The organism is Mesorhizobium sp. SEMIA396 (assembly GCF_024518615.1).
Classification (GTDB): Bacteria; Pseudomonadota; Alphaproteobacteria; order Rhizobiales; family Rhizobiaceae; genus Mesorhizobium.
Map to the genome: position 1 here is coordinate 245,697 of NZ_JANIFC010000005.1, position 18,190 is coordinate 263,886.

Consider the following 18,190-nt stretch of genomic DNA (forward strand, 5'->3'; position numbering starts at 1 on the left):
ATTATCCTTTGACGGCGCCCGCCATCAGACCGCGCACGAAATAGCGGCCGGCGAGCACATAGACGAGAAGGGTGGGCAGTGCCGCGATCATCGCGGCGGCCATGTTGACGTTGTATTCGACGACGCCGGTCGACGTGTTGACGACGTTGTTGAGCGCCACCGTCATAGGCATCGCGTCGCCAGTGCCGGCGTAAGCCGAGGCGAACAGGAAGTCGTTCCAGATGTTGGTGAACTGATAGATAACGGTGACGACGAAGATCGGCATCGAGTTCGGCAGCATGATGCGGCGGAAGATCTGGAAGAAGGATGCGCCGTCGACCTGTGCCGCCTTGACCAGTTCGGTGGGGAACGCCTCGTAGTAGTTGCGGAAGAACAGCGTGGTGAAGCCGATGCCGTAGACGACGTGGACGAAAACCAGATTGACGGTCGGATTGCCGAGCCCAAAGCTGGTTCCCGTTGCATTCTGCAGCGTGACGCCGAAGCGGCCGAGGCTGCCGAGGATGGTCGCCATCGGCAGCAGCACCGACTGGAACGGAATGAAGCAGGCGAACAGCATCAGCCCGAACACCAGCGTTGCGCCGCGGAAACGCCATTTGGTCAGCACGTAGCCGTTGAGCGCGCCGAGCATCGTCGAGATCAGCACAGCCGGGACCACCATCTTGATGGAGTTCCAGAAATAGCCCTTGATGCCGGCGCAGGTGAGGCCGACGCAGGTCTCGCCCCAGGCCTTCAGCCAGGGATCGAAGGTCGGTGCCCTGGGCAGCGCCAGCATGTTGCCGTTCTGGATCTCGTCCATGGTCTTGAACGAGGTCACCAGCATGACGAACAGCGGCATCAGATAAAATAGCGCAAACAGCGCCAGCAGCCCGTAGATGACGATGCGGTTGATGACCCTGGCGTTGACGCCGCCGGAGGCCTGGCGGGCGGGAGTGGTGAAGGCGCTCATCGCGGCTTCTCCCGCAGTTCCGAATAGAGATAGGGCACGATGATTGCGACGATGGTCATCAGCATGATCACCGCACTGGCCGAGCCGACGGCCATTTCGTTGCGCTTGAACGTGTACTCATACATGAAGTTGGACGGCAGCCAGGCCGATCCACCGGGCCCGCCGCTGGTCAGTGCGACCACGAGATCGTAGGACTTGATGGCGAGATGCGCGAGCACGATGAAAGCCGACAGGAAGATCGGCCGCAGCAGCGGGATGACGATGCGGCGGTAGAGCTGGAAGGTGGTGGCGCCGTCGATCTGCGCCGCCTTCATGATCTCGCCGTCGATGCCGCGCAGGCCGGCCAGGAACATCGCCATGATGAAGCCGGAGGCCTGCCAGACGCCGGCAATGACCACCGTGTAGATGACGAAATCCTTGTTCTTGATCCAGTCGAAATGGAAGCTCGTCCAGCCCCATTGATGCAAGGTCTGCTCGAGGCCGAGGCCGGGATCGAGAAACCATTTCCAGGCGACGCCGGTGACGATGAAGGACAGCGCCATCGGGTAGAGATAGATCGGCCTCAACATGCCTTCGCCGCGGATCTTCTGGTCGAGCAGGATGGCCAGGAACAGGCCGAGCGCTAGGCAGATGGCGATGTAGAGAAAGCCGAAAATACCCATATTGGTGATCGACGTGTACCAGCTCGACGGCGGGTCGGTGTCGAAGGTCCAGCCCCACAGCCGCTGATAGGCGCGCGAGCCGGTCAGGACATAGGACGGGAAGGTCTTGGAATTGGTGAAGGACAGATAGATCGTCCACAGGATGAAGCCGTAGACGAAGACGATGGTGATGGCGAAGCTGGGCGCCAGCACGATCTTCGGCAATGCGTCCTGCAGGCGTGAGCGCACCGAGGCGCGTGGCCGCGCATGCTCCGGCGTCAGCTTGATCTGGCTTGTCGCTACCGTGCTCATGGGCTCCTCCCGTCGACTCGCGGCCAACCAGCTTCGCGGATCCAAGTTCGCGGATCTGGGCCTTCCCCGCCGGAGCGGGGAAGGGTTTTTGGCGCGTGGCGCTTACTTGGCGTCGTCGATTGCCTTGACCAGCTCGGTCACGGCCTCGTCCGAGGTCTTGATCTGACCATGGACGAATTTGGAGACGACATCCTTATAGGCATTGGCGACCGCCGGAGGCGCGCCATAGCCCTGGGCCAGCGAGCCGAACAGCGTGCCGCCTTCGTTGGCCGCCTTCAGATCGGCGATGCCCTTCTTGCCGCAAGCGTCGAAGTCGGTGTCCGGAACGTCGGTACGGGCCGGAACCGAACCCTTGACGACGTTGAAGGCCGACTGGAAGCTCTTCGACAGGGTGGCGGTGGCCAGCGCGACCTGGGCGGCCTTGCGGTCGTCCGGAACGTTGAACATGCCGAACATGTCGGAGTTGTAGATCACCGAGCCGTCGGTGCCCGGGAAGCGATAGCAAAGGAAGTCGGTGCCCGGCGTTTTCTTGGCGGCGTTGAACTCGCCCTTGGCCCAGTCACCCATGACCTGCACCAGGGCGTCGCCCTTGATGACCATGGCGGTGGCAAGGTTCCAGTCGCGGCCGGAGAAGTTGGGGTCGACATAGGTGACGAGCTTGGCCAAATTGTCGAACGACTTCTTCATCGTGTCGGACTTCAGCGATTCGTCATCGAGGTCGTTGAAGGCCTTCTTGTAGAACTCGGGTCCGCCAGTCGACAGCACGACGGAGTCGAACATGGTGGCTTCCTGCCAGTTCTGGCCGCCGAGAGCGAGCGGGATCACGCCTGCCGCCTTGGCCTTGTCGAGCAGGGCAACGAAGTCGTCGAAGGTCTTCGGCTCGGTGCCGCCGATCTTGTCCAGGACGGCCTTGTTGATCCACAGCCAGTTGACCGAGTGAACGTTGACCGGCGCCGCGACCCACTTGCCGTCATAGACCGAGAACTTCTGCAGGGCCGCCGGAACGGACTTGTCCCAGCCTTCCTTCTTCGCCGTTTCGGTCAGGTCGCCCATGACGCCGGCAGCGGCGTAGTCGAGCACGGTATAGCCGAGCATCTGCGAGGCGGTCGGATAATTGCCGGCCGCGACCATCGCCTTCAGCGCGGTCATGGCGGCATCGCCGCCGCCGCCGGCCACCGGCACGTCCTTCCAGGCATAGCCTTCCTTGGCCAGATCGCCTTTAAGGACGTTGAGAGCAGCCGCTTCGCCGCCCGACGTCCACCAATGCAGCATCTGCACTTCCTTGACGTCCTCGGCGTGGGCCGCGAAAGCCAGGCCCGACGCGAGAGCCGTTCCGATAAGCAGTTTGCGCAACATGTACTTCCTCCCTTGTTGCATTACACGACCGGTGAAGCCCACCGGGTTCTTCTCAACTCAGCCGACCCACCATCCGGTGCGCTGGCCGCGATGAAACTGAATTGTCTTTTCCTCGGTATAGTCCTCGACGGCGCGTTTGCCGAGTTCGCGTCCGAGACCGGACTGCTTGTAGCCTCCGAAAGGCAGCTCGGGATAACCTTCCATGAATGTGTTCACCCAAACGGTTCCCGAACGCACTCCACGCGCGACCGACATGCAAGTGTCGATGCTGGCGCTCCACACGCCCGCCGACAAACCATAGGGCGTGTTGTTGGCGATGTGCAACGCCTTTTCAATCGATTCAAAAGTCAGCACCGAGAGCACCGGACCGAACACTTCCTCGCGCGCTATGGCCATCTCCTCGGTAACGCCGCGGATGATGGTGGGATCAAGATATTGGCCGACATTGGAGGCCAATTGCTTGCCTCCGCTGTAAACCTGGCTGCCGTCGCCTTCAGCGGCAGAAACATAGCCGGCCACCTTCTTCAGATGGTCGGACGAGATCATCGCGCCGACCTTGGTTTGGTCATCGAGCGGATCGCCGACCGTGACCCTGGCGGCAAGCGCCTTGACGGTGCTGAGAAAATCGTCGGCGATCGCCTCGTGAACGATCAGCCGGCTGCCGGCATTGCAGCACTCGCCGGCATTGAAGAAGCCGCCGAACACCGCCGCATCGGCGGCCGCTTCGAGGTCGGCGTCGGGGAAGACGATCTGGCCGTTCTTGCCGCCGAGTTCCATCGAGACTTTCTTCAGCGACTGCGCGGCCGAGGCCATCGTCATCTTGCCGACGCGGGTGGAGCCGGTGAACGACACCATCTCGACCAGGGGATGACTGACCATCGGCGCGCCGACGTCGGCACCAAAGCCGGCGAGGATGTTGACTACGCCGGCGGGCAGGCCGGCCTGCATCAGGATATCGCCGAGCACGAAGGTCGACGCCGAGGTCATTTCGCTAGGCTTGACCACCGCCGTGCAGCCGGCGGCGAGCGCGAAGGGCAGTTTCTGGCTGACGATCAGGAACGGGAAATTCCATGGAGTGATGATCGAGACGACGCCGATCGGCTCGCGCAGGACGACGCCCAGCATGGCATCGCCGAGATTGGCGTAGGATTCACCATGCAACGTGCGGGCAAGCGAGGCGGCATAGCGCCAGATGTCAACGGCGCCGCCGATCTCGCCGCGCGCCTGGGCGATCGGCTTGCCCGATTCCAGCGCGTCGAGCCGGGCGATGTCTTCAAGCCGCGCCTCGATCAGGTCAGCCGCCTTGAGCAGGATCGCGGCACGCTCAGCTGCCCTCATGCGCGGCCATGGACCGGTCTCGAACGCCTTGTGGGCGGCCTGCACAGCGGCTTCCACTTCGGCCTCGCCGGCCTGTGCGTAGTGCGAGACGGTGAAGCCGTGGCCGGGACTATTTCGAGCAATCGTGCGGCCGTCGCGGGCATCGACATGCTTGCCGTCGATCAGCAGCCTGTAGGCTTTCGGTGCCGCAGCCGCCTCGGCCGGCATGGCGATCTTGAGTGGGGCGTTCATCTGTTTTCCTCTAGGATCTCGAAAAGGCCGGCTTCTGCTTGGCCTTGAAGGCATCGACGCCGGCCTTGAGATCTCCGGTCAGGGCGATGAAGCCGCTGGCCAGCGCTTCGGTGGCGGCGGCACTTTCCTCGCCTTCGGCGACCGCGATCATCAGCTTGGCGGCTTCCGTCGCCAGTGGCCCGCGCTCGGCGATCTTTTCCGCCCACGCCTGTGCATTAGCCAGCGCCTTGCCGGTCTCGACCACCCGATCGACAATGCCCAAGGCCAGTGCTTCAGGGGCGAGAAAGATCTCGCCGCCCAGCGCCATGCGCCGCACCGTCTGCGCGCCGAAGCGGCGCACGGCGCGCTGCGTGCCGGACCAGCCCGGAACGACGCCGATCGAGGTTTCGGGGAAGCCCAATTTTACCTGTGTTTCGGCCACGCGGAAGTCGCAAGCCACAGCCAGTTCGAGCCCGCCGCCCAGTGCATGGCCCGACAAAACGGCGATGGTCGGCTGCCTGAGCCGCGCCAGCCGGTCGAAGACGCGGTGGCCGTAGCGTACCCATTGCACCTGGAAATCGGCGGCACTCATCCGCGCCCACGCTTCAACATCGCCACCGGCGCAAAATCCCTTGCCCTCGCCGCGCAGCAGCACGACGCGGACGCCCTCGGCCATCTCGGCCGCGTCAAGCGCCGTCTCCAACGCGCGCAGCATCGGAATGTCCAGCGCGTTGAATTTCTCCGGCCGGCGCAGCGTGACGACGCCGATGGCGCCGTCGGTTTCAAAGGTGACGAGGTGCTCAGCCATGCGCGCCTCCAAGCGAGGCGCCGCCATTCAGCGACAGGCCTATCGGTTGCTCCTGATAGAGGGCTGCCGGTGTCGTCTTGAGGTTCTTGGCAATGCCCAACGGAATTTCCGACTGCGCCAGCACATCGCGCTGCAGATCGATGCCGGGTGCGAGTTCTGTGACGACCAGGCCCTCCGGCGTCAGCCTCATCACGCAGCGTTCGGTGACATAGGTGATGTCCTGTCCCTGCGCGACTGCGCGCTTGCCCGAAAACGAGATGTGCTCGACTTCGTTGACCACCTTCTTGACCTTGCCCTCCTGATCGATGCGGATGCCGCCATCGGCCAATGAGAGTTTTGCCCCGGCGTTGAAGAAGCCGGAAAACACGATCTTCTTCGCCCGCGCGGTGATGTCGACAAAGCCGCCGGCACCAGCCGTGACATGCGGGCGCGCCGAAAGCTTCGAGACATTGACCGAGCCATGGCGGTCGATCTGCAGGAAGGACAATAGCGAGGCGTCGAAGCCGCCCGCCTGGAAATAAATGAACTGGTGCGGCGAGGGCATGAAGGCGTCGGCGTTCGACGAACAGCCGAATTTGAAGTCGAGCAGCGGCACGCCGCCGACCGCGCCCTGTTCGATCACCCAGGTAATCTTGCCGTGCTGTCCTTCCTCGAGAAGGATGCGCGGGACATTGGCGGAAATGCCGAAGCCGATGTTGACGGCCATGCCGTCGCGCAACTCCATGGCGACGCGGCGCGCGATCACTTTCTGGACGTTCATCTCCGGCGTGCGGAAGCTCGACAGCGGCCGGAAGATTTCTCCGGAGATCGCCGGGTCATAGGGTGTCAGCGTCGTCTGCAACTGGTCGGGCGCGACGACGATATGGTCGACCAGGACGCCCGGCACGCGCACGTCATGCGGTTTCAGCGTACCGTTTTCGACGACGCGCTTGACCTGCGCGATAACGATGCCGCCATTGTTACGGGCGGCGAGCGCCTGTTCGAGGCCACCGAGATAGGCGCCCTCATGCTCGTAGGTGAGGTTGCCGCGCTCGTCGGCTGACGTGGCGCGAATGATCGAGACCTGCGGCACGATGGAGCGGAAATAGAGCCATTCCTCGCCGTCGAACTGCTGCACCGAAACGATCGGCTCGCTTGCGGCGGCGTTCATGGCGCAGCCCTGGTGGCGCGGGTCGGCGAAGGTGTCGAGGCCGACCTTGGTCAGCACGCCCGGCCGCTTGGCGGCCGCTTCGCGGTGCATGTCGAACAGGATGCCGGACGGCACGTTGTAGGCGGCCACCGAATTGTCGCCGATCATCTTCCAGATCTGCGGCGGTTCGGAAGAGGAGGGGCCGGACGGGTAGGAGCCGCACAAAGTACGCTTCAGCAGGCCGGGCTTGGCCAGATGGTCGATGCCTTTGATGCCGTACATGTCGCCGGCGGCGATCGGGTGAAGTGTGGTGATATTTTTTGGGTGGCCTTCCTCCTCGAAGCGTTCGCCGATCGCGGCAAGCACCGCGTCCGGACAGCCGAGACCGCTCGACGACGACACGGAGACGACCATGCCGTCCTTGATCAGGCCCGCTGCCTGCGCTGCCGAAACGACCTTGCTCAATTCATGATCCCCGAACCGGCCGTCCTGTTTCGGGTGCGGCGATCCGGGCCACAGCTTTCCCTGACGACCAGATTGACCGCGCCGATATGGTCCTCGGCCCGCGTGGTGCGCGACTGGATCATTTTCAGCATGACATGGGCGGCGCGTTCGCCGAGGCCGGCCGAGTCCACCGCGACGCTGGTCAGCGCCGGCATATAGTGCTCGGCCTCGGCTACATCGTCGAAACCGACGATGGCGAAATCAACTCCCGGCTCAAGCCCGCGCTTGCGCAGCGCCAGCATGGCGCCAAAGGCGACAGCGTCGTTGAAGCAGAGCGCCGCGGTCGGCGGTTCAGCCATAGCGAGAGCGGTTTCCAGACACCCTATACCCCCTCTGCGGCTGGTCTCGCCCTCGACGACCAGTGCGTCGCGGGCGGCGATGCCCTGCGTCTCGCAGGCTTCGCGAAATCCGCCAAGCCGATCGTGATAGACCACCAGGTCGGACGAACCGCCGAAGAAGACCAGCCTGCGATGTCCCTTGCCGATCAGATGGGCGGTGGCGAGATAGGCGCCGCGATGATTGTCGGGCGCGATAACCGGAATACGGCTCTCGGGAAGCCGGCGCATGGCGAAGACCACCGGCAGACCTGCCGTCTCGATCCGCCTGAAGGCGCCCGGCGTCGTGCCGCGAGCCGGCGAGACGATGAGGCCGGCGACGCCTTGCTCCATCAGCGATTTCAGCACTTCTTCCTGGCGCACCGGATTTTCCGCCGTGTTGGCGATGAACGGCACGATGCCCGCCGACTGGAAGACCCGCTCCATGCCAACCGCCAGCTCTGCGAAGAAAGGATTGGTGAGATCGTTGATGACCATGCCGATGACATTGGAGTGCGCCTTGCGCAGATTGGCGGCGCCCCGGTTGTAGACGTAACCGACATCCTCGATCGCCTTGCGCACTTTGCTCGCTGTTTCGGGCCGGATCAGCCCGCTGCCCTGGAGCACGAGCGATACCGTCGATTTGGACACGCCTGCTTCGCGGGCGATGTCGAATATCGTCGCCTTGGCCCGGTTGGCCATCCAGATGCATCCTCCCCGACTGCAGGTCCAAAAGTATTGGAACGTTCTAATCTCTGCTCCGGTCGTGAGTCAATCGGGATTTTTCTCGCGTCTCGAATGCCGATCGTGCGTACTCAAATGGCTTGCTCCATAAGGCTTTTGTGTTGCAATGCAGCATTCTTCCTGCCGTGGAGTTCGAATCTTAAAGGTTCTTGATTTATTGGAACGTTCCATCTAGTAGCGTTGCGAAGGGAGAGATCGATGGACATTTCCTTGCCTGGTGAGGGGGGCGGCAGCACCCGGTACACGCTGGTCGGCGAACCGGTGCAGCCTGACATCGGCGCGCGATTTTCGCGTATCGCCTATGCCGCCGCGCACGTCGTTGCCGATCCGCTTGCCATGACCGATCCGTGGTCCAGGCCGGTGGTCGACTGGGACAGGACGATGACGTTCCGTCACCATCTGTGGCGGTTGGGATTCCGCATCGCCGAAGCGATGGACACGTCGCAGCGCGGCATGGGTTTCGACTGGGCAAACGCGCAGGAATTGATTCGCCGTTCGATCGCCGAGGCGCGTACCGTCGATGGCGCCGATCTCGCCTCGGGTGCCGGGACCGACCATCTGGCGCCCGCCGCCGCCAGGACACTGGACGATGTGGTCACCGCCTATGAGCGGCAATTCGCTTTCATCGAAGGCTTGGGCGGCAAGGCGATCATGATGGCCAGCCGGGCACTGGCGGCAGTTGCCAAGGGGCCGGACGACTATGTCAGCGTCTACGACCGCATCCTGTCCCAGGCATCCGGCAAGGTCATCCTGCACTGGCTGGGCGACATGTTCGATCCGGCGCTCAGGGGCTATTGGGGCAGCGAGAATTTCGAGACTGCTCTCGATACAGTTGTTGCCATCATCGAACGCCACTTTGGCAAGGTCGAGGGGATAAAAATCTCACTGCTCGATGCCGGCAAGGAGGTCGCGCTGAGGAACCGTCTGCCGGACGGCGTCGTCATGTTCACTGGCGACGATTTCAATTATCCCGAACTGATCGCCGGCGACGAGAAAAGACACTCGCACGCACTGCTCGGTATTTTCGACGCGATTGCGCCGGTCGCCAATGCAGCGCTGGCGAAACTGGCGGAGGGTGACCGCGCCGGCTATGACGCCTTGATGGCGCCGACCGTGCCGCTATCGCGAAAAATCTTCGAGGCGCCGACCGAGTACTACAAGGCCGGCATCGTCTTCATGGCCTGGCTGAATGGCCATCAGGACCATTTTGCGATGGTCGGCGGCATGCAGTCGGCGCGCGGCATCCGTCACTATGCCGACGTGTTCCGCCTTGCCGACCAGGCCGGATTGCTCGCTGATCCCGATCTGGCGGTGGCCAGAATGAAGAGCCTTTGCACCGTCGCGGGCGTTTGATTTCGGGAAAGTGGTTCTCATCATCGACGTGACAGGCCAGGAATGCCGGACGTCCCTAGAGCAATTCCAGGAAAAGTGTGAAACGGTTTTCCGTCCGGAATTGCTTAAAAACAAGGAGTTAGAGCGGGTCGCCGTTTCCGTGAAACGGTGAACTGCTCTAACGTCTTCGCCACAGCCAAAAAGGCGCGATTGCCTCGTCTGGATGAAATATGGGCTTGGCCGCCCTTCCCAGATCGGCAGGTGGCATCCCTGCGGGATCATGATGCGTCAGGTCGAGAAGCAGCGGCCCAAGCCGATCCGGATCGACAGTTTCGGCCGACATGGTGTGTCGCTTGTTCTCGTGCGCAACAAGCCAGTGCAGCGCCTGGACCAGTCCCAGTCCCTCGGCTGTCTTGTGCTGCCAGAGATTGTCACCAACCGAAGACATGACACGGGCCAGCGACGTCCAGCCTTGCAAGGTAAACATGGCGTAGTGCCTGGGGCGCGTGCGGGACAGTTCCCTGGGCAAGGAGCCGTCGGCTGCGATCTGGGTCGCCAATCTCTCCCGAGCATAGAGGCTGATCTTGGCCAGGGTGGCGCTGTCGCCAAGAAATGTGGCGATCGATGCCCGCTGCAAATCGTAGTACGTTCCTTGGTTGCTGCTGCTGCAGAAGGCCGTCGCGGCTGCCGGCGCGGTGTCCAGCCATTCACAGTAGGAACCGAGCCAGGCTCTGAACGCCTCGCGATCCTCGTCGCCCAGTACTCCTGTTCGCTCGATCAAGCGTACGGCATCCAGGAAGAAATAGAAATCCTTCAGCTCGATGATGCCGTAGCCGGCCCCTTCATTGTTGTCGTGGCCCGACCGCACCTGCGCATAGCGCAAATGCGGGTTCATTCTTGTCTTGGGATCGACAAACCATGCGCGAATGAGCCTCGCGGCGTGGACGGCGTAATGACGTCCATCAAGCACGGTTGCGGCGAGCGCAAGCACGGTTGTGTCGTCGAAGACGCGCTGTAAGCGTGTGCGATCGTAGGTTTCGCTTCCTGCTGCATACAATGCCGTGCCGGGCACGCGTTCGCCATCGAGCCTGATATAGGGCAGGCCATCGGGTCTGTCGGGGTCGGGCCACCAGTAAGGCGCCGGGTGAAAATAGTCCTGGGGATCCCCGCTGGGGGCTCGGCCAGTCTTGTCGAGCACGCTGAACGGACCGCGGGCGAGTGCCTGACCGGCCGCGGTTTCGAGATAGCGCAGGATGGGTCCGTCCTTTACCGCGTGGGCGAGGGCGTCTTCGTCATAGAAAGCCAGGCGGGAGGTATCAAGCCGAGCGGCGACTGCCTTGGCGTCACATTGATCGACCATATCGACGATCGCCTGGTCGCGGCTGACCAGACGCGCGACGAAGCCGGCCTTGCCGATCTCCAGATGCGAACGTCCTGAATCCAGGCGCGCCACCCAGCCCGCTTTCTGGAGCAGCCCGGCATCCGCTGCCCGGACCGGGCGTGGAAAATCCCAGGCGTCGTCGCGGTAGCGATCCCAGGGGCCGGGAACTGCCAACCGCCACAGCATCTCGATTTTTGGCCGCCTTCCGTAGCCATAGTTTTCGTCGAACAGTTGCGTGGTATCGGCTCGAAATATGATCTGCGGCTCTTCCTCGGCCGGCGGCTGGAAGCTCTGGTCCAGCAGAAGCGCATTGTCGACAATACGCGCCATGGGCACCACAGCGTAGGGAAGGTGCGGGTTTCTCTCGATCGCGGACCGTATCCGCTGGAACGCAGAGCCTGTCAGGTAGCAGTTCCCGTCCCAGGGCATCAGCCATTTTGCCCTGCCGCGGGCAATCGCGAGCGCGGCGTTGCGAGCCCCATTGTTGTTCATCACATAGAGGTTCTTGCTGCGGCGGATGTGCGTTTCGTAACGCGCGGACTTTCCGCTCGCCCGGCCCTTCTCTGAGAATCTGAGGTCGCCGGCAACAAGCTGGTCGACGTCCCAGGATATCTTCCGGTACGCATCGAGTTCGAAGGGGATTGTGTGAAAATTCTGGCGGCGGCTTTCGAGCAGGCCGATGATCCGGGCTTCCTCGTCGGTGTCGACTATCCGATTGACGATCCAGAATTTTTCGCAGGCGTCGAAGACCGGTTCGTTGTCCAGAATGAACAGCACGTTGTCGAATGACTGGCCCTTGCGGTGTCGCGGTTCCAGATCATTGCCGATGATCCGGACGAGCATGAAGCTGTCGGCAATCTGCGAGATCGGCGACGCCGTGTAAGTCTCGCGGGCGGCTTCGATCCGCTTGCCGAGTTCGCGTCGGTATTCAGCGTTCTGCTTTGCGGAAATGAGCGCGTTGCCCAATGTCGACCACGGCGACTGCAATTGCGTGCGCACACGGTTCAGTTCGCGATGTATCTTCGGCCAAGGCGACAGTTTTTCCCTTCTGGACTGTGAACTCATGACGGCACGCAAGGAGACCCGATCACCGCCTCGGGAATGCGCGCAGTTTCGCCAACCATTCCGGCTTCGATCCTGGACCATTTCTGAGTGTGAGGCGACCAAGCCCTGAATTGTCCAACGCGATCAATCATGGAAAACGTCTCTCGCCTGCAATGTTGCGAATGTCCTGTTACGGTTCTGCTGCATCGGTCACGGCAGGTTGCAGGCAACGCCGACAAGACAATGCGATAAATCAAATCCGAAAACCACATAGCATGGCAAAATGCCCCGGCATCGGCGATGCGCCTTCACGCGAAGGCAAGCTCGCAAAAAGATTCCGCCGGTGATCGCAATTTTCTTGTGAACCAATTTCTCCCGAGGCGCGACCAAGCGATGTGTCCAAACATGGTCCATCAAGGAGAACGTCTGATGTTTACTGTTTCAAGAAACGTCCTTTTGGCCGCCATCGCCGTTTCGGTGCTGGCCGGCTGCAAGACAACCGCTCCCAGGGAATGCGACAAGCTGAAGCCCGGCGTCACCTACAACGGCAAATGCTGCGGCATCGGCGAGCCTTGCCGTGAAGGCAAGGGCGGCGGCGACAGGCCGGGAAATACGCCTGATCCAGAGCCGCAATGATCTGATTGCCCGTCGCCCGTCCCGGTCAGCACCGGGACGGGCGCACAGCTTTCCGCGACGGCGTTTGCGTCCGGCGTCCGGTCTGCCAGGACCGGGTTGCGAAACTCGCCGGCGCCGCCCACGACAATGGCGAAACGGCAAATCTTGACGTCAGCTTGTGGCGGCCATTCCCCGCATATCACCTCACGGCCCCAGCCTCGTCCGTCCTGCGTTGTTGAACCCGACAACCCTTTGCTTACTATACGGTTTTTCGGTGCTTGTCGGCTGCCCCCATGCGTGCTTACTTGTGGTTGTTTTCATTCCGGGGATACAATCATGCGTTTTCTACTTGCTGGCGTCGCCATGCTGTCGTTCGCCGCCACTGCGGCTCTGGCTGATCCAGCTTCGGACTTCAAAAGAGCCGATCAGGCGTTGAACCAAACCTTCAAGCAAATCCAGAAGCGGCTTACGGATGATTCCGACGGCAAGGCACGGTTGGTGAAAGCGCAGAGAGCGTGGATTGCGTTCCGCAACGCCGAATGCACGTTTCAATCCAGCGGTGACGATGGTGGCTCCGCGGCGCCGATGGTTGCCGCTGCTTGTCAAGCTGAACTGACCAAGGCTCGCACCAGGCAGTTGAGGGCCTACCTGAACTGCCAGGAGGGTGACCTCTCTTGCCCGGTGCCATCAGAATGATCTGGAGTGACAAAATGCCGAATTTCAAGATGAGATATGTGCTGATCGCGCTTGTGCCGTTGGCGGTTGCTGGTTGCGTCAGCGCTGAGGATCAGCGCGCAATGGATCAGCAACAGTGCGCTTCTTACGGCTATAGGCCAGGAACCAACAGGTTTGCCGACTGCATGATGCAACAGACTTCACAACGTTCAGAAGACGAGCAGCGCTCAATGGATCGCATAGCCGCGCAGGAACAGAGAGACAAGGATCGCAAGGAAGCGCGTCGAAAGAACGACAGCTACATCGACCCAAGGCCGAGTTACGACAAGGACGGCAATCCGAATTTCGACACTCAAGGCAATTACCAAGGGTGTCACGGCGCGGGATGTTTGGTCGACAATCCAGACAATGGCGATGACGATGACCAGTAGGCTGGCTTCGCAAGGGCTCTTCTTCCTGCCCCTATAGTCCGGACCTCAGCCCAAATCGACAAACCGTTCGCCAAGCTCAAGCACTGCATGCGGCGTTGCGCCAGGTGCAGGCTATAAGTCAACCTATGCGAACCGCTCTACCTCTGGGGAACCAGCCGGGAAATGCCGATGCAAGATCTGCTTGTCTGGTTGGATGGTGGGCGTGACAGGGATTGAACCTGTGACCCCTGCAATGTCAATGCAGTGCTCTCCCGCTGAGCTACACGCCCATCCGAAGCCGCGCATACACCATTTTTGATCCAGCGCGTCAATAGCAGGAAAAAGGAAAGAAGGCGTCGTCTCGCCGCAGTGGCGAAGAGGTGCGGCGCCTCGCCTAGAAAAGGGCTCAGGCCGCCTGCAGCATCTTCTCGACCTCGTTGACGAGGTCGCGCAGGTGGAAGGGCTTCGACAGCACCTTGGCGTCTTTCGGCGCCTTGGAATCCGGGTTCAGCGCAACGGCGGCGAAACCGGTGATGAACATGACTTTCAGATCAGGATCGATCTCTGTGGCACGCCGCGCCAGTTCGATGCCGTCCATCTCCGGCATGACGATGTCGGTCAACAGCAGCGAGAAAGGCTCCTCGCGCAGCCGCTCATAGGCGCTGGCGCCATTGTCGAAATCACTGACCTGGTAACCGGCGCGCTCCAGCGCCTTGACGAGGAACCGACGCATATCGTCGTCGTCTTCCGCCAGAAGAATGCGTGCCATGATATCCCGTCCGAATCACCCGCCCGAGGTTGCCGTTGGGCAAGCCCGTTAACCATCCTGTATATGAGGAGGTGAGGGTAAACATCAAGTGAACGCTGACGGGGATGATCCATATTTGCCGGGCGTGTGCTGTGGCCGAAATGCTGGACACGAGGCTTGCAAGGTGGCACTTTCACATCATGATGCACTGGTGTTTTCGGGTTCGTTCAAATTGAAGACGGCAGCCGAGGATTTTTCGGTCTTTCCACCCTTCGAAATCCGGTCGGGCGTCGAGCAGCGCGTCCCCTTCCTCTTCAACTCACCGCATAGCGGCCGCTACTATCCGGAGCGCTTCCTTGCCATGGCAAGGCTGGACCGCAACGCCATCCGCCGGTCCGAGGACTGCTACGTCGATGAGCTGTTCGGCGGGACCGTCGCGCTCGGCGCACCGCTGCTGGCGGCGAATTTCCCGAGGGCCTATCTCGACGTCAACCGTGAACCGTGGGAGCTTGATCCGCGCATGTTCGCCGAGCCGGTGCCGTCCTTCTGCAACATCCGCTCGGCACGGGTGGCCGGCGGGCTGGGCACGGTGCCGAAGCTGGTCGGCGAGGGGCTCGACATCTATTCCGGCCGCTTGCCGCTGGCCGAAGCGGTCGCCCGCATCGAGGCCGTCTACAAGCCCTATCACGAGACGCTGAAGCGGCTGTTGACCAGAACCCATGCGCGGTTCGGCTTTGCCGTGCTGATCGACTGTCATTCGATGCCGGCGAGCATCCGGGTTGGCGACAGCGGCCAGCGGCCCGACTTCATCATCGGCGATCGTTTCGGCATCTCGGCAACGGCCGCCCTGACCGAGACCGCGATCGGCCTGCTCAGCGCCATGGGCTATTCGGTTGCCCACAACAAGCCCTATGCCGGCGGCTTCATCACCGAGCACTATGGCCGCCCGGCGCGCCATCTGCACGCGCTGCAGATCGAGGTCAACCGGGGGCTCTATATGAACGAGCGGACGTTCGAGAAGGCTGCCGGCTTCGATGCGCTGGCCGACGATCTGACGCGGTTCTCAGCCGACCTGATGTCGATGCCCGACCATCATTTCATCGACCTGCCACTGGCCGCGGAGTGAACAACCTGCCGCTGGCCGCGGACTGAATGGCGCCATAAAAAAAGACCGCATCGTTTGCACGATACGGTCGAAGTCTAGGGAGGAAACGCCCAAGGAGGGCATGGACAGGAAACCCTGTCCGAGATTGAGGGTATTGTGCGCTGCACAAATGTCAAGCGACCTTCAGCCTTTTTTAATTCACTCTGATGTGGAAATTGCGTTTCGATGGCGCCTGTGTGACATCCAGGCAACAGATGCCGTCGCGGAAAAATCCTCGACACCCTTGTTTTGGCACGAAATTGGCGGCAAAGCCGGGCTCGGGCATGCTGCAACGCGGGAGAATCAGTTGGACATCAGCATCGATTTCATGCGTCGCATCGCGCAGGCGGCAGCGGCGGAGACCTTGCCGCGCTTTCGTGCCCAAGGTGCGGTCGCCAACAAGGAACAGGGCAGTTTTGATCCGGTCACCGAGGCCGATCGCGAGGCCGAGCGCGCCATCCGGGCTCTGATATCGGCTGAGTATCCCGATCATGGTATTCTAGGCGAGGAGCATGGCAGCGAGAACATTTCAAGCCGGCACGTCTGGGTGATCGACCCGATCGACGGCACGCGCGCGTTCATTTCCGGTCTGCCGGTGTGGGGCACACTGGTCGGGCTGACGGTCGACGGCGACGCCGTTGCCGGCATGATGGCGCAGCCCTTCACCGGCGAGCTTTTCTACGCCAACGGCTCGGGCTCCCATTATGAGGGGCCAGGCGGGCCGCGAAAACTGACGACCCGCAAGACGACGAAGTTGGACCAGGCGACGCTGTTCACCACCACGCCGGCCCTGTTCAAGGGCGAGGCGCGCAACCGTTACGATGCATTCGAAAGACAGATCCAGCTCGCCCGCTATGGCGCCGATTGCTATGCCTTCGCCATGATCGCCTCGGGAAGCGTCGACATCGTCGCCGATCCCGGATTGAAGCCCTACGACATCGTGGCGCTGATCCCGATCATCGAAAAGGCAGGCGGCGTCGTCACCACATTCGACGGCGGGCCGGCGGAACAGGGCGGCGATGTACTCGCCGCGGCGACGCCGGAACTTCATGCCGCCGCCATGGCCGCCCTGCGCGGCTAAACGAGCGTCCGCCGCCATTCAGGTGATGCCGACCGCTTGAAGCAGTCGTTTTACTGCCGGCGGCACCCCTTGGGGAGCGGGCCAGCGACCGGCGCCCGTCAGGCTGTGGGGTCGTCGCTGCCGGGAATGAAGGCGTCGAAGGCGGCGAGCAATTGCTCGCGGTAGATGTCGGCTTCCTGCAGGATTTCGTGGCGGGAGCCATCGATCATCAGCAGCGAACCGAGCCGCAGACGCCTGGCGTAGGCTTCCACGGCCCTGGTCGAGACGACCTGGTCGGCGCCGGCGGCGATGATCAGCAGCGGGACCTGGATCCGAGCCATGAAATCGGGGTCGCTGACGGCTTCCGATGCTTTCGCGGCTGCCTGCAGCCAGCGGATCGTCGGCCCGCCAAGCGCCAGTTGCGGGTATTCTTCATAGATCCGTGTGTTGCGCCGATAGCGCTCCGGGTCCGATGTCAGCTTGTTGGTCTCGAACGGGGCCGTAACCCTCGGCCGCGGACCCCAGGCGGCGTAGAGCCGGCCGAGGCCGAGAGCGCAGAACAGAGAACAGACGCGGCGAACCGTCGAGATCGAGACCGGCAGGTCGGGCAGCGTCAGGAAGGGCGCGATCAGCACCATGCGCCGGATGCGGTTCACCATTGATGGGGCGGCAAGCAGGGTGATCAAGGCACCTGCCGAATGGGCGAGGATGTAGTACGGTCCGCGGCAATCGGGCAGCACGATCTCCTCGAAGAACTGTTCGAGGTCGGCGGTGTACTCGCGGAAGCTGCTGACGTAGCCGCGCTGGTGATCGCGGATCAGCCGGTCGGAATCGCCCTGGCCGCGCCAATCGAGCGTGGCGACGCCAAAGCCGCGATCGGCAAGGTTGCGGATGGTTTCGAAATATTTCTCGATGCACTCGTTGCGGCCGGTGAGCAGGACCACGGTGCCCTTCATCGGGCGAGCGACCGCGCCGAACAGGCCGTAGCGGATATTCTTTCGGTCACGCGTGGTGAAGAAGCCGCCGGTGGCATTTTCCGGCCGCGGATTGCCCTCGATTTCGTGAAAAAGGGAGTTTTCGGTGAAAAGATCCGTCATTCGGCGCTTCGTGCTCGGCGTCTCGCATGCCCGCCTGCGCTGGCCGGCTCCGCTAAGGTGATAGACGCCCATGCGCCAAAAGCCAAGGAATTCCCGGTGAAGGGGAGGCTGCATCAGGGAAGGCCGGAAGCCGCTTGAAAGCGTGCTTCCGGCCCCTGTCGATCCGGGAGGAAGGGACGTTACACCCGGTCGGCCTCGTTGCGGTGCCTGTTGTGCAATCGGCGCCGCCAGTCCTTGATCCTGGAATGGACTTTAGCGCCGGCTGCCTGAACGCGCGCCGAAGTGCCGGTTCATCTGCCGTTCATCAAGGGTCCGGCCGCCGTGGCTTTTGCCGCCAGGTGAAATCTTGAAATGCTTTCCAGCGCTCCCCAAATGTCTCGTG

General features: G+C 62.1%; 16 protein-coding genes and 1 tRNA gene. 6 read left to right on the forward strand and 11 right to left on the reverse strand.

Annotation, left to right across the window (positions count from 1 at the left end; all coding sequences use genetic code 11):
- Position 1: 1 nt before the first annotated feature.
- The 7 genes from NP503_RS15045 to NP503_RS15075 all read right to left on the reverse strand — a co-directional run bounded on the left by NP503_RS15045 (position 2) and on the right by NP503_RS15075 (position 8,260).
- Entirely contained in the window at positions 2-946 is a 945-nt protein-coding gene (locus NP503_RS15045; protein ID WP_127272642.1) for a carbohydrate ABC transporter permease, read from the reverse strand.
- A complete protein-coding gene (locus NP503_RS15050) occupies positions 943-1,899 on the reverse strand; it encodes a carbohydrate ABC transporter permease (RefSeq protein ID WP_127267248.1) in 957 nt (318 codons plus the stop codon). The genes NP503_RS15045 and NP503_RS15050 overlap by 4 nt, the downstream gene beginning before the upstream one ends.
- Positions 1,900-2,001: 102 nt before the next feature.
- On the reverse strand, positions 2,002-3,255 hold the full coding sequence (locus tag NP503_RS15055; RefSeq protein WP_127267247.1) for an ABC transporter substrate-binding protein: 1,254 nt from the start codon (positions 3,253-3,255) through the stop codon (positions 2,002-2,004).
- A 57-nt stretch (positions 3,256-3,312) separates the two neighbouring features.
- Positions 3,313-4,824, reverse strand: a complete 1,512-nt coding sequence (locus NP503_RS15060) for an aldehyde dehydrogenase family protein (RefSeq protein WP_127277009.1) — start codon at positions 4,822-4,824, stop codon at positions 3,313-3,315.
- Positions 4,825-4,834: 10 nt separating this feature from the next.
- Positions 4,835-5,611 carry an enoyl-CoA hydratase/isomerase family protein gene (locus NP503_RS15065; protein ID WP_127267245.1) on the reverse strand — a complete coding sequence of 259 codons (777 nt, stop codon included), beginning with the start codon at positions 5,609-5,611 and terminating at the stop codon, positions 4,835-4,837.
- The gene (locus NP503_RS15070; protein ID WP_127267244.1) at positions 5,604-7,205 is read right to left on the reverse strand and encodes an acyl CoA:acetate/3-ketoacid CoA transferase; all 1,602 of its coding nucleotides are present in this window, start codon (positions 7,203-7,205) and stop codon (positions 5,604-5,606) included. Before NP503_RS15070 ends, NP503_RS15065 begins: the two co-directional genes overlap by 8 nt.
- Complete coding sequence (locus NP503_RS15075; RefSeq protein WP_127267243.1) at positions 7,202-8,260, reverse strand: LacI family DNA-binding transcriptional regulator; 1,059 nt, start codon at positions 8,258-8,260, stop codon at positions 7,202-7,204. The genes NP503_RS15070 and NP503_RS15075 overlap by 4 nt, the downstream gene beginning before the upstream one ends.
- Before the next feature lie 240 nt (positions 8,261-8,500).
- Between NP503_RS15075 and NP503_RS15080 the strand changes: the two genes are divergently transcribed.
- Positions 8,501-9,655, forward strand: coding sequence for a dihydrodipicolinate synthase family protein (locus NP503_RS15080; protein WP_127267242.1), 1,155 nt, complete (start codon positions 8,501-8,503; stop codon positions 9,653-9,655).
- A 157-nt stretch (positions 9,656-9,812) separates the two neighbouring features.
- Here NP503_RS15080 and NP503_RS15085 read toward each other — a convergent pair whose 3' ends face one another.
- Positions 9,813-12,080: an alginate lyase family protein gene (locus NP503_RS15085; protein WP_127272392.1), complete on the reverse strand. Its 2,268-nt coding sequence runs from the start codon at positions 12,078-12,080 to the stop codon at positions 9,813-9,815.
- 408 nt (positions 12,081-12,488) lie between these two features.
- Between NP503_RS15085 and NP503_RS15090 the strand changes: the two genes are divergently transcribed.
- From NP503_RS15090 to NP503_RS15100, 3 genes are all read left to right on the forward strand, one after another.
- Positions 12,489-12,695 carry a hypothetical protein gene (locus NP503_RS15090; RefSeq protein ID WP_127267240.1) on the forward strand — a complete coding sequence of 69 codons (207 nt, stop codon included), beginning with the start codon at positions 12,489-12,491 and terminating at the stop codon, positions 12,693-12,695.
- A gap of 315 nt (positions 12,696-13,010) precedes the next feature.
- Entirely contained in the window at positions 13,011-13,370 is a 360-nt protein-coding gene (locus NP503_RS15095; RefSeq protein ID WP_127272393.1) for a lysozyme inhibitor LprI family protein, read from the forward strand.
- 14 nt (positions 13,371-13,384) lie between these two features.
- Positions 13,385-13,780: a hypothetical protein gene (locus NP503_RS15100; protein WP_127270519.1), complete on the forward strand. Its 396-nt coding sequence runs from the start codon at positions 13,385-13,387 to the stop codon at positions 13,778-13,780.
- A gap of 194 nt (positions 13,781-13,974) precedes the next feature.
- Here NP503_RS15100 and NP503_RS15105 read toward each other — a convergent pair.
- Positions 13,975-14,049, reverse strand: a tRNA-Val gene (locus NP503_RS15105).
- 116 nt (positions 14,050-14,165) lie between these two features.
- Positions 14,166-14,528: a cell cycle two-component system response regulator CpdR gene (cpdR, locus tag NP503_RS15110; RefSeq protein WP_006199474.1), complete on the reverse strand. Its 363-nt coding sequence runs from the start codon at positions 14,526-14,528 to the stop codon at positions 14,166-14,168.
- A 163-nt stretch (positions 14,529-14,691) separates the two neighbouring features.
- On the opposite strand from cpdR, the gene NP503_RS15115 reads away from it, so the two are divergent.
- Entirely contained in the window at positions 14,692-15,633 is a 942-nt protein-coding gene (locus NP503_RS15115; protein WP_127270521.1) for an N-formylglutamate amidohydrolase, read from the forward strand.
- A gap of 325 nt (positions 15,634-15,958) precedes the next feature.
- Positions 15,959-16,732 (forward strand): histidinol-phosphatase, encoded by a 774-nt coding sequence (hisN, locus tag NP503_RS15120; RefSeq protein ID WP_127270523.1) that lies wholly within the window; start codon positions 15,959-15,961, stop codon positions 16,730-16,732.
- 98 nt (positions 16,733-16,830) lie between these two features.
- Here hisN and NP503_RS15125 read toward each other — a convergent pair whose 3' ends face one another.
- The gene (locus NP503_RS15125) at positions 16,831-17,808 is read right to left on the reverse strand and encodes an alpha/beta fold hydrolase (RefSeq protein ID WP_127273394.1); all 978 of its coding nucleotides are present in this window, start codon (positions 17,806-17,808) and stop codon (positions 16,831-16,833) included.
- Positions 17,809-18,190 lie beyond the last annotated feature (382 nt).